13 protein-coding genes and 1 tRNA gene are annotated in these 12,329 nt (G+C 37.9%); 7 read left to right on the forward strand and 7 right to left on the reverse strand.

The features are described from left to right. Nucleotides 1–41: 41 nt before the first annotated feature. Together MLC52_RS09645 and serB are read right to left on the reverse strand one after the other, a co-directional pair. A complete protein-coding gene (locus tag MLC52_RS09645) occupies nt 42–341 on the reverse strand; it encodes a hypothetical protein (RefSeq protein ID WP_151899738.1) in 300 nt (99 codons plus the stop codon). After that, the gene (gene serB / locus MLC52_RS09650) at nt 335–991 is read right to left on the reverse strand and encodes a phosphoserine phosphatase SerB (RefSeq protein ID WP_434581634.1); all 657 of its coding nucleotides are present in this window, start codon (nt 989–991) and stop codon (nt 335–337) included. Before serB ends, MLC52_RS09645 begins: the two co-directional genes overlap by 7 nt. 27 nt (nt 992–1,018) lie before the next feature. On the opposite strand from serB, the gene MLC52_RS09655 reads away from it, so the two are divergent. From MLC52_RS09655 to MLC52_RS09685, 7 genes are all read left to right on the forward strand, one after another. After that, nucleotides 1,019–1,930: a methylenetetrahydrofolate reductase gene (locus tag MLC52_RS09655; RefSeq protein WP_346389848.1), complete on the forward strand. Its 912-nt coding sequence runs from the start codon at nt 1,019–1,021 to the stop codon at nt 1,928–1,930. A gap of 8 nt (nt 1,931–1,938) precedes the next feature. Continuing rightward, complete coding sequence (gene serS / locus MLC52_RS09660) at nt 1,939–3,189, forward strand: serine--tRNA ligase (protein WP_434580206.1); 1,251 nt, start codon at nt 1,939–1,941, stop codon at nt 3,187–3,189. Between the two features lie 211 nt (nt 3,190–3,400). Then, complete coding sequence (locus tag MLC52_RS09665; protein ID WP_151901482.1) at nt 3,401–3,619, forward strand: cold-shock protein; 219 nt, start codon at nt 3,401–3,403, stop codon at nt 3,617–3,619. Between the two features lie 67 nt (nt 3,620–3,686). Next, a tRNA-Met gene (locus tag MLC52_RS09670) sits at nt 3,687–3,763 on the forward strand. A gap of 57 nt (nt 3,764–3,820) precedes the next feature. Next, nucleotides 3,821–4,714, forward strand: a complete 894-nt coding sequence (locus tag MLC52_RS09675; protein WP_434580208.1) for a hypothetical protein — start codon at nt 3,821–3,823, stop codon at nt 4,712–4,714. A gap of 86 nt (nt 4,715–4,800) precedes the next feature. After that, a complete protein-coding gene (locus MLC52_RS09680; RefSeq protein ID WP_151899733.1) occupies nt 4,801–4,992 on the forward strand; it encodes a hypothetical protein in 192 nt (63 codons plus the stop codon). Nucleotides 4,993–5,385: 393 nt separating this feature from the next. Next, on the forward strand, nt 5,386–7,725 hold the full coding sequence (locus tag MLC52_RS09685) for a tetratricopeptide repeat protein (protein WP_434580210.1): 2,340 nt from the start codon (nt 5,386–5,388) through the stop codon (nt 7,723–7,725). A gap of 11 nt (nt 7,726–7,736) precedes the next feature. Here MLC52_RS09685 and MLC52_RS09690 read toward each other — a convergent pair whose 3' ends face one another. The 5 genes from MLC52_RS09690 to hisA all read right to left on the reverse strand — a co-directional run bounded on the left by MLC52_RS09690 (nt 7,737) and on the right by hisA (nt 12,325). Next, nucleotides 7,737–8,369: a phosphatidylserine decarboxylase gene (locus tag MLC52_RS09690; protein WP_434580212.1), complete on the reverse strand. Its 633-nt coding sequence runs from the start codon at nt 8,367–8,369 to the stop codon at nt 7,737–7,739. Beyond that, nucleotides 8,359–10,335 carry an ATP-dependent zinc metalloprotease FtsH gene (gene ftsH / locus MLC52_RS09695; protein WP_346389844.1) on the reverse strand — a complete coding sequence of 659 codons (1,977 nt, stop codon included), beginning with the start codon at nt 10,333–10,335 and terminating at the stop codon, nt 8,359–8,361. Before ftsH ends, MLC52_RS09690 begins: the two co-directional genes overlap by 11 nt. Nucleotides 10,336–10,337: 2 nt before the next feature. After that, nucleotides 10,338–11,144, reverse strand: coding sequence for a 50S ribosomal protein L11 methyltransferase (locus MLC52_RS09700; protein ID WP_230973297.1), 807 nt, complete (start codon nt 11,142–11,144; stop codon nt 10,338–10,340). A gap of 26 nt (nt 11,145–11,170) precedes the next feature. Continuing rightward, nucleotides 11,171–11,545, reverse strand: a complete 375-nt coding sequence (locus MLC52_RS09705) for a chemotaxis response regulator CheY (protein ID WP_151899728.1) — start codon at nt 11,543–11,545, stop codon at nt 11,171–11,173. Nucleotides 11,546–11,614: 69 nt separating this feature from the next. Continuing rightward, the gene (gene hisA, locus MLC52_RS09710; protein WP_418640640.1) at nt 11,615–12,325 is read right to left on the reverse strand and encodes a 1-(5-phosphoribosyl)-5-[(5-phosphoribosylamino)methylideneamino]imidazole-4-carboxamide isomerase; all 711 of its coding nucleotides are present in this window, start codon (nt 12,323–12,325) and stop codon (nt 11,615–11,617) included. Nucleotides 12,326–12,329 lie beyond the last annotated feature (4 nt).

Raw genomic sequence — 12,329 nt, forward strand, 5'->3', positions numbered from 1 at the left:
TTGTGATATGTTACTGACATCTTCATAAATTATAGATTAATCTATACTCTGAAACTGAGCCTTGTTTTATCCTGAATTAACTTTTTATAGAGCTTGAATTTTGCTTTTTCCAACTCTTCATCAGTATATGCAAACTCTTTTTTAATTATCCCTTGAGCAATCCCTGCCGTATCCATTGCAAAAAGTTTCAGCTCTTTTTTTGTCAATTTTGCTTTGAGCGCCGCATAAAGTTCTTTGTCATCTTCTATCAGATCTACAGTATCAAGTCTACAAAACTCTGCAAGTTTTTCTCTAAAACTGTTGTCATTATGATATTGTCTCCACACTGTACTCTCTAGCATTGTATTTCCTTTAATATTTGTGTTAAATCTTTTGTTTGTATTATTATATTTGCTTCACGTTTTAAAATCTCTCTTGCGCAAAAAGCAATCCGAGTCCCTGCATGGGCAAACATTGAAAGATCATTTGCGCCGTCACCGCAAACCAATGTCTCTTCTTCGCTTACACCCAAAATATTTTGAAGTCTTACCAACATATCGCCTTTTGAGAAGTTAAACATCATATCGCCGCCCACAAGTCCGGTAAGCTTTCCGTTCTTTACATGTAAAGCATTGGAAAAATCAGCATCATATCCTAAAATATCTTTTGCATAGGAAGTCGCTGTTCTGAAACCGCCGCTGAAACAGACAACTTTCATGCCTCTGTTTTTCAATTCTGCTATGGTCTCACGTGCTCCTGGCATATAAGGCAGATTATGTGCTATTTTTTCAACAACTGTATAATCCAGCCCTTTTAGCAGCCCTACTCTTTGCTGTAAAGATTCAAAAAAATCAAGTCTTCCACTCATGGCCTCTTCTGTGATGCGGGCGACCTCTTCGCCTATTCCCAATTCATCCGCAAAAAAATCAATTGTTTCACCGTCCATTAATGTAGAATCAAAGTCAAATACTGCAAGTTTTAGCATAAATTTTCTCTCTTTTGTATATAATATCGCAATTATAGCGAATTAGGATTTTTTTTGTTTGACACACTGATACATAAATTAAAAAACGACAGATATATTACTCTTGAAACTACACCCGGGCATTCGGCAACTTTTACACCGACGATAGACAAAATAGAAACACTCGGGCTTGCAGATTTAGTCGATGGATTTTCCACCACAGACAATCCTTTGGCAAAACTCAAGTACAATGCTCTTTTTGCCGCCAAACTGCTCCAAGAGAGATTTCACAAGCCTGTTATTGCAACGATGAGTATGCGCGACAGAAACAAAATTGCCCTGCAGTCTGATTTGCTCGGGGCAAACGAAGTTGACATCAGAGCCATCCTGGCACTCACAGGAGACCCTGCCACCATCTCTGACCAACCCAATACAAAAGGTGTTTTTGAAGGTGACAGCTCTTTGCTTCTGGACATCATTGCCGCTTTAAACTCCGGTATGGATTATGCGGCAAAACCTTTTAATGTTGCACCAAAACAGATACACCCCTTTGCAGTTGTCAACTCCTATGCAAAAAACCCAAAAACACTCCAAAAAAAGATGCAAAAGAAAATTAAACATGGAGCAGTAGGTATCATAACACAGCCGGTATATGATGTTGAAAATGCAAAACAGCTTTTGGAACTCAAAGAAAAAGCAAACAAAGAGTGTTGCCGTGAAAATAAAAATGCAGAACTTATTTTAGGAGTTTTTCCTATCACGAAGCTGCGCACTGCACAGTTTTTATCATCCCATGTACCGGGAATCAACGTCCCTCCCTGCTGGATAGACAAACTCCGAGAGGCAAATACAAAAGGTGCAGAGGAGGAGTATAAAGTGGGATTTGAGCTTAGTAAAAAACTCTTTGAAGAGCTTAAGCAGCTCCATCCTAAGATTCACCTGATGACAGCGAACCAGTTTCAAATAGCCAAAGACATATTAGTATAAGGAATAAAATGATTGATTTAAAACTATTGCAAAAAGATTTTGACGGTATAAGCAAAAAACTGATGCGCAAAGGCGTTGATGCAAAGCTTTTGGAAAAAGTGAAAATAAAATTTGAAGAACTCAAAGAGGCAAAAGCCCACTTTGAAACCCTTCAGGCTGCGCAAAATGCTATGAGCAAAGAGTTCGGTGTATACAAACGTGAAGGCAAAGATGTCTCAGAGCTGAAGAAAAAAGTCGATGAAAATAAAATCCGTATTGCTGATGCTTTGGAAGTGCAACGCCTTCGTCAAGAAGAACTCGAAGCGCTTGCAATGGCTATACCCAATATGCCTGATGATGATGTGCCAGACGGCGAAGATGAAGATGACAATGTCGAAATCAAAAAAGTGCTCACACCAAGGGAATTTTCATTTACCCCAAAAGAGCACTGGGAACTGGCAGAACAAAACGGCTGGATAGACTTTGAACGCGGTGTCAAACTGGCAACTTCGCGCTTTTCTGTCAGCTTTGGCATGGGTGCAAGACTGGAACGCGCACTTATAAACTTTATGCTTGACTTTAACCGTGAACGCGGATTTGAAGAGGTCAGCGTTCCTGCACTTGTCAACAGAAAAGCCCTTGAAGGAACAGGACAGCTTCCAAAATTTGAAGATGACTTATACAGAGTAGAGGATCCTGAGCTTTTCCTCATTCCTACAGCCGAGGTTCCTCTTACAAATCTCTATCAGGATGAGATACTCACAACAGAGGAACTGCCAAAAACAATGACTGCCTATACTTCATGTTTTCGAAAAGAAGCCGGGGCTGCAGGACGGGACACAAGAGGCATGATACGCCAGCATCAGTTTCATAAAGTAGAACTTGTAAGCATTTCTACACCGGGTGAAAGCGATATAATTTTTGAGAATATGGTCACATGTGCCTCTGATTTACTCACTGCTTTGGAATTACCGCACAGACTGGTAACTCTGTGTACAGGAGATTTGGGTTTTTCCGCGGCTAAAACAATCGATCTTGAAGTATGGCTGCCCGGGCAAAACAAATACCGTGAAATTTCTTCTGTAAGCAATACAAGAGACTTTCAGGCAAGACGTGCCAAAATCCGTTTTAAAAACGGGAAAAAGAATGAACTCGTACATACCCTCAACGGTTCTTCTCTTGCCGTTGGCCGCACACTTGTAGCCATTATGGAAAACTTTCAAAATGAAGACGGAAGCATAAATATTCCTGAAGTTTTACATCCTTATCTAGGGATGTAAATACTTTACAAAAAAGAATTGTTCACATTCCTTGCATTTAAATTTTTTTTAAGATATACTTCCAACAAGAAAAGATGATTCTAGTTACATCTTTAGATTGCTTTATATTGATAACTTCTTTGTTTCCAGTACATTCACCTAAAAGAAAAACTTTATATTAGATTTTTATCATCAAAGAAATTTGATGTACTCAAACAAACAAGGATTTACAATGGCAACATTACAAAATGGAACAGTTAAATGGTTCAACAGCGACAAAGGTTTCGGATTTATCGAAGTAGAAGATGGCGGCAAAGATGTATTTGTACATTATCGTCAAATTAATGACAACGGACACTCTCGTGTTTCACTTGACGAAGGTCAAAAAGTAACTTTTGAAGTCGGTCAGGGTGACAAAGGTCCACAAGCAGAAAACGTTACAGGTCTGTAACATCTTCACAGCGGGCAGTTTATCAAAACTGTCTGCTCTTTTTAACATCCACTTTAGACTCAAATATCGCGGAATAGAGCAGTTCGGTAGCTCGTCGGGCTCATAACCCGAAGGTCGCAAGTTCAAATCTTGCTTCCGCAACCAAATCACAAAAATTACAACACTTATGTAGCCAGTTAATTTTACCAAGGATACGCAGTAGTGAATATAGAAATCATAACAGCAAGAAATGAACATTTACAAGAAAATACCATCTTACATGCTATAGCATCCCTCGGATATACTGCTGAAGTTCATGAATGCCACACCATACAAGACCTACACCAGACAGTACAAAGAAAACCTCACTTGGCTATCCTTACTCTTAACAATATTGTCACTGAAGACGGAGAAAAAATTTGGCTCTGTGAATTTTTCAAAAAACACAATATCAACTTTACCGGTTCAGATAAAAAAGCTTTGCTCTTTGATGCAGATACAGAACTGGCAAAATCCTATCTTAAAGAAAAAGGCATCAGTACATCAAGATATTTTATTGCCGATGCAGAAAAATATTTGCGTGATTACGACATACCTATTAATTATCCCCTGGTTGTTAAACCTGCCCGTTCCCTGCAATGTCAAGAAGAAAACAAATGTTTTACTGTCAATAGTTTCAGCGAATTTGAAAAAAGTGTTTCTTCTCTTTCTAATAAATATAATGTTCCTGTTTTGATTGAAGAGTATCTCGATGGAGAAGACTATCTTGTATCCATCATAAAAACAAAAGAAGATGCTATGCTGATCTCCACTGCAAAGGTTTTACGATCAAACAACGGAAATAAAAAAATTCTGGAAAATATTGAAGACCAAACAATCAAAGAGAGTGTTGAAAATCTTGCAATAGATGCCTATATTGATCTTGGTATCAGAGATTTTGGGCAAATCAGTATAAGAACAAACCAAAGCGGTCAGTGTTTTTTTATGCGGACAAATCTCAATCCTGATATTACTGACAAAAACAGCTCCTTTATTGAAACTTTTGCAGCAGGACTTAACCTTGATTATGATGCAATCATTAAGCATATTCTGCAGGAGTGCAGTAAAAGAGATTAATTAAGAACTGCAATTATATTAAAATTATTTATAACTATTAAGTTTCTTTGCAATAAGATAGTAGCATATCCTTTAAGGAGGACGCTATGAAAAAAAGACTCTCAAAATATTTCAACATTTATGTCATCATTGCTTTAATTGGCGGATTTTCCTTTTTATATCTTGTATCTTTTGCCTTTGTTCTCAATGATGTAGCAACAGGATCAAGTTTACAAATGAAAAAAGCAAAAATAGAAAAACAAAGACAAATTTGTCTCAAAGACCCAACACAATGCTAAAAGAGGCGAAAGAGTTTTATTTACTCTTTCGTGTTTGAATAACGCACCACAAATATAAAAAGACTCAGTACTGCAACCATGATACCTACCCCTGCTATCAGATAAAATGCATGTATCATTTGTTCATAATCACTCAAAGCGATTTTAAATAGAGGATTTGTGGTTAAATGATAGGTTATGCAAGAAGTCTAATAAATATTGCTTTTTGTATATTGAAATAATTTCTTTCATAATCTACCTCGCTTCATACATTACATGTATGCATCAAATCAGGTAGTTACTGCTATAATACTCCTTAAATATAAGATATAATGATATTGTTTGAGAGATCAGAGCATTGGTACTTTTTTTGCTTATTCAATACAAAAGATGCAATATTTAACAGGGTAGTCAATGGCTGATGCACAAGAAGAGATAATAATCATAGAAGACAGCGATGCAGTATTACATTCGCATGAGCAAACTGACGAATTTCTTGATGAAAATGATGAAGAATCCAAACAGAAAAAAATCATTCTTTTTGGAGGAATAGCTGTTATTGTTGTGTTGCTTATTGCTGTTACTGCACTCTTGCTGATAAAAAAATCCTCTACAAAAAAAGTTGACAATTTCAGTCTCCTGGAAAACAAGCTTGAAGAAGCAAAAGCTCCCGTTATAGAACAGAGTAAACTTGAAAATATGATTGCCAAAGCAAATTATCTCTATGCAACAGGCGCAAAAGAAAAAGCTCTGGCTCTTTATGAAAATATTGCCTACTATTCGCAGGCCATCTCACAATACAATCTTGGTGTTGCCCAAATGAAAAACAAGCAGTATGCACTGGCATTGAAAACATTTCAGAATGCGATACTCAATGATGAGAAAAGATGTGTAAGCGCTATAAATGCGGCAGTATGTTCATTACATGTAAAGGATCAATCCAGTTTTAAATACTACATCGACCTGGCTTATGCCTATTTGCCATATGAGATCAATTCGCCTTTGTACTCATATTACTATACCCTTATAAGCTATTATAACAAAAACTATCTTGGTGCTTTAAATGCTCTCAAAAATACAGATCATCCTGCATATCCGGTTATACAAAATCATTTAAGCGCGAAAATCAATGCTTTGTATAACAATAACTATGATGCAATTGATGCTTTGGAAAAAATAAATGAAGAGGTAGATGATTTCAGTCTGGCTCTGCTGTATGCGCGGATAGGTGACTTTAATCTTGCAATTGACCATCTCAACACTGCTATCGCAAAAAACAATCAGCCACTCAGGGCAAAATTGGCACGCAGTTATATAAACCTTAAAGCAGGACATACAAAAAAAGCGGCATCACAACTCAAAAAAGTTACAGATGAATATCCGCAAAAAATTTATAAGATTTATCCGGTAAGTGTCAAACTCAAAGATGCTTTATTTGACCCCCAAAAAGCTCAAACCCTCTACAGGAAAAAAATTCAGAATTCAAAATTTCTTAATTTTCAGAAAATATTTTATTTTTCACCCTATAAAATTTTTAATGCAAATCAGACAATCAGCTACATTAGAAAAGGAAATGCAAATATATATATTGACAATATCCAATCTGCCCAGCAATACCTGAAAAAAAGCTATTCTGCATCAAATGTTGATATAGGCATAACAAAAGCCATTAAAAAGGCTCTTTCTTTAAAAATTCGAGAGGCAAACCAGGATTTGCAGCAACTTGTTAAAATACAGCCCAAACACTCTATTTTACACTATAATTTAGCCTTGACCTATGCACAAATGGGAGATATGCTCCAGGCAAACAAACACTTTTTACGTTCCTATCACTTAGATGCCAAAAACTATCTTTCCGGTGTTTATGCTGTCATGACCAGTAAACTTATAAATAAAGATTACACAAAACTGGAATCTATTTTGAAAGATTCCCTCTCCGGCGAAAACAGCAGTGAAGAGATTGACTTGTACAATACTCTTTTACATATCAACGACAATGATTATCTCTCAGCAATTGAATGGCTTGACAAAGACTACAAACAAAGACCTTTGTATCTTATGCTCAAGGTACTTATTGGAATGAAAACAAAAAATTTGGACAGAGCAAAATCTGCTGCATCCAAACTCACAGTCATCTTTCCTCATGATATCCTGCCGCATATGATCTATATAGATACGCATTTTACTGGGTATAGCATACCAAAATACGCAGAAGAGGTCTTGAAATACTTAAACACTCAGCAATTCACCTATACTGATTTATATTACGGCCCTTTCATTACAAGATACACATATATACAGGAACATTTAATCACCGGAAGGCTTTACTACCTACAAGAGCAGCTAAAGTATGTTTTACAGACAAAAGATACTGATATACAGGACATAGAAAGTGCTTTGGCTTTGACACTCCTGTATAATAAAAACTTTGAAGAAGCCTATACCCATTACAATCATTTAATTGACGAGTTGAAAGTACAGGATGCTTATACACTCTATTTGGGAGCTGTTGCATCAACTGCGGCCAAACATCATGCCAATGCAATAGCATTGCTTGAGTTGTCAAAAATGAAAAATGAAAATTTTTATGAAGCCAGATATGCACTCGCCCTTTTGTATATGGAGATCAAGAACAATGAAGGAGCAGCCATTCAACTGCAAAAAATAGATGATGACAGCTTCGAATCAGAATATTTTGAATTTAATATCGATACAGACAAACTCTTGTTTATGAAAGAGCATCCCAATGGATAATAAACTGCTTTCTAAGTAAAATAACCGATTAGAGAGTGAACTGTCTGGACTTCATTGTTTACTTTAGTGTCCAGTCTGAAATTCTTTGGAAGATACAGTTCGGTAACACTGTTCGTTGCAAACCCGTATCTTGTCCCTTTGTGCAAGGTTTCTCTGACTGGGATTTCTATAGCAATCGGCGCAAAACTCTGCTTGAGTCTATGGAGAACTTTTATTTTATTGTTATGGGTATCTACAAACAAAAGTTCTGCACGTTCATTTAAATCATAAAAGAGCTTTGATTTTTTTGATGTTCTTGCCCCCCTTGTGGTTTTGACATTCTCAAGACGTCCGCTTAAAGGGATCCGCAATATACCGACATTTCTGTAATCTGATTCTATAACTATTCTGTAGGCATACTCACCGCTTTCAAGTGTATCTATAGATTTTACAGTGCCGTCAACAGGAGAGACTACGGCTTTGTCATCCAAAAAAGTATTCTCTCTTTCCGGATTTCTGAAACTGTACATAAAAAACAGTGCAAGAACAAAAGCAGAAAATGAAAAAAACTCTAAATCCAAAAGCCCAAATACCAGGGCGGCAAGCAAAGCATAAAAAATATATTTATACCCGTTTTTGCTTATAATAAAAAGGTTATTTTTCATCACTTTTTCCGTCACTGTTCTCGGTGTCTGTCATGGTGGCATCTGCTTTTAGCTCTTCTTCAATGCTCTCGCTGTTTTCTACAACTTTAGACTCTATGCCATTTTCTTTTTCAAAATTTATAATAATTTCTCTGACTTCGTCCCCTGTAATATTCTCTTTTTTATAAAGCAGTGCAACCATTGCTTCAATCGCCCCACTGTACTCTTTTAAGCGGTTGACAACGGCTTTATAGTGCTCATCCAATGACTTTTTGATGTATTCATCCATCTCCTCTGCCATTCTTTCACTGTACTCACGTGTCGCCTGCTGCGGACCGCCCAAAAATGACTGACGGGATTTTTCAAGCACCATAAGTCCTGCAATATCACTCATCCCGTATGTTTGAACCATTGATTTTATAATGTCTGTGGCACGTTCCAGGTCATTGCCCGCACCTGTAGAAATTTCACCGATAAATACTTCTTCGGCAGCACGCCCGCCAAGCAGAGTATCTACTTCTGCCCACAGTTCATGCATCTGCATCATATATTTGTTTTCTTCAGGCTTGTTCAGTGTATAACCAAGTGCTGCCAAACCACGAGGCACTATAGAGACTTTGGAAACTTTTTTTGCTCCGTCTGTTGTCTCTGCCATCAAAGCATGTCCGCTTTCATGGTAAGCAACAATTTTTTTCTCTTTAGGATTGATACGGCGAGATTTTTTAGCAAGTCCTGCCAAGGCACGCTCAACCGCTTCATACATATCTTTTTGTTTCACTGTTTTTTGACTTTTTCTTCCCGCAAGCAGTGCTGCTTCATTGACTATATTTGCCAGGTCTGCTCCCGCGAGTCCCGCTGTCAAACGGGCCAACTCTTCCAAATCCACATCTTTGTCTATTTTGACATTCTTTACATGTACTTTCAAAATTTTGACACGCCCTTCAAAATCCGGTTTGTCAACAAGGACCTGTCTGTCAAAACGTCCGGGACGCAACAGTGCCTGATCTAAAATTTCCGGTCTGTTGGTTGCAGCTAAAATTATGACAGGCGTATCTGTTCCAAAACCGTCCATCTCTGCCAAAAGCTGATTGAGTGTCTGTTCCCGTTCATCATTTCCGCCCATAACACCGCCGGCTGCACGGCTTTTACCGATAGCATCTATCTCATCTATAAATATAATACTCGGCGCATCTTTTTTAGCCTGTTCAAACAGATCTCTTACACGCGCAGCACCCACACCGACGAACATCTCTATAAAACTCGAGCCGCTGACTGAGAAAAAAGGTACTTCCGCTTCTCCGGCAACAGCCTTTGCAAGCAGTGTTTTACCGGTTCCGGGACTTCCGACCAGCAAAACACCTTTTGGAATTTTTGCACCGATTTCCACATAACGACCGGGATATTTCAAGAAATCTACAATCTCCTGCACCTCTTCTTTCGCTTCTTCCACACCGGCTACATCATCAAACTTTGTATCCGGTTTTTCCGAATTAATCAGCTTTTTGGAATTTCCCATTCCGAGCAGTCCCCCACCCATACTTTTTTGCATACGGCCGGCAAAAAACATCCAGATGGCAATGATAATCAAAAATGGGAACAGCCAGCCAAACATCTCGGTAAACCAGTTTGTTTCACTGAAGCCTGTATAGTCGATTTTTTCTTTGTCCAAAAGCTTTATTAGTTCATTGTCCCCTTTGACAACTCTTGTTGTGTAGATTTTTGAACCGTCTGTTGATATAGCCCTGATATATGTCTGGCCTATTTCAACTTTTTTTACTGCTTTTGATTTCACAAGCGCTTTAAACTCTGAATAGTCAACCGGCTTAATTCTTGTTGTTGATGTTCCCATCACAGAACTGTTGCCGGCACCTTCTCCAACCATTACTTTAAACAACAAAATTACTACTACTGAAAATATTGCAAATGTTATCAGTGGATTTTGATTAAAAAAGTTGTTATTGTTGTTTTTGTTTTCGTTATCTGCCATTTTTATTTTTTCTCTCTTTTTAAAACTAATGTAACCCATTCGTCCTGGGCTATTCTTTGTGTTATTTTACAGTCTTTATAAGCATTGAGAACTTTTTCTTCATACTTATTCAGTATACCTGATAAAATCAAGATTCCGTCCTCTGCCATTGCTTTTTTCAGATCATTTGCAATAAAAGTCAACACATCTGCAACTATGTTTGCCACGACTATAGTGTACTTTTCATCCAAATTTGAAGCAGAACCTTCCCATATGGAGTGAAATTCCAAATTATTCAACTTTGCATTTTTTATAGAATTTTCGACCGATACAGGATCCGTATCACAAGCATCCACGACAGCTCCAAGTTTCATAGCTGCAATGCCCAGTATACCGCTGCCGCAGCCTACATCCAAAACTCTGTCATTCTTTTTCACATGTTGAGAAATTGCGCGCAAAGAAGAAGCAGTTGTCGGATGATGCCCTGTACCAAAAGCAAGCGCCGGATCTATTACTATGTTTATCAGGTTTGGATGATTGTCATTCCATGTAGGATGGATGTAAAATTTATCTATAACAAGGGGCTCTATACTGTTTTTATAAGATTCTACCCAATCATTGTTTTGGAGTTTTTTTTGTGTACACTCTACGTCTACAGATTTGCCGAGTGCTTTTTGTAAGGCCTCTGCAAACTGCTCAATCCCCCACATTATAGTGTCGAGTTCTTCTTCACTTCTTATAATGAATCCGTTGTCTGTCTCTTCAAACCCGATCGGTAAAGTATCTGCCAAAAAATCTGCAAAGAGTTCATGATGTGAAGAGACTTTCACTACTAATTCGTAGTAATGCTCTTGCATTACTCAGATACACCCATCACGGCAGCAAGTTTTTCTTTTAAAACCTGAGGCGTAAACGGTTTTACAATATAATTGTTTACTCCGGCTTTAAGTGCTGTAATAACCTCTGCTTTTCCACCTTCAGTCGTAACCATAATGATAGGTGTATCTTTAAAGCGCTCATCCGCACGAACTTTTTTGACAAGCTCAAGCCCGTTCATCTCAGGCATATTCCAGTCTGTGATCAGCATATCAATATCAGGATTTGCGTCCATTTGCGCCCAGCCTTCAACACCGTCTGCACCTTCAAGTACATCTTTATAACCAAGTCGAGCCAATGTATTTTTTATAATACGGCGCATTGTAGAACTATCATCAACAACAAGTAATTTCAATTGAAATCCTTTACATAATATTTTGCATAATTTATATCTAATAATAGCAAAATTCTGTTTGTTTTGCTATTAATTTACCAATTTAAACATTTTGGCTAAATCCAACCTGCCCTCATAATAAGCTTTTCCTATGATAACACCATCCACTTCACCCGTGGCTATCAAAGCTTTTATATCATCTTCATCTTTCACACCGCCGCTTGCAATTGTGCTTATTTTACCGGCTCTTGCGATATCAAGTGTAAAATCTACATTGACGCCGCTGAGTGTACCGTCTTTGCCGACATCTGTGCATATTATCGCCTCTACACCGGCATTTGCAAACTCTTTTGCCAGATCAGTCGCACGCATGGTACTGACTTCGCCCCAGCCTTCGACTGCCACATATCCGTCTATGGCATCTATGCCTACTGCGATGGGATATTTTGCCGCCATATCTCTTACAAACTGAGGATCTTTTACCGCAATAGAACCTAAAATAATCCTGTCAATTCCGATATCCAACATCTTTTGAATCGTTGCTTCATCACGAATACCACCGCCAAGTTCAAGTTTTACATCTGAGTTTTGACGAATTTTGATGATTTGTTCAAGATTTTTAGGCTCTCCCGCAAATGCACCGTTTAAATCAACCAGATGCACCCACTCCGCACCCATTTCTTCAAATTTTTTCACTAATTCATAAGGCTCGTTTGAGTAGATTTTCGCACTCTCCATCAAACCTTTTGTCAAACGGACTGCTTTGCCGTCTTTTAAATCTATTGCCGGATATAATGTCATATTT

It is taken from the genome of Sulfurimonas sp. NW15 (assembly GCF_051132285.1).
Taxonomy (GTDB): Bacteria; Campylobacterota; Campylobacteria; order Campylobacterales; family Sulfurimonadaceae; genus Sulfurimonas; species Sulfurimonas hydrogeniphila.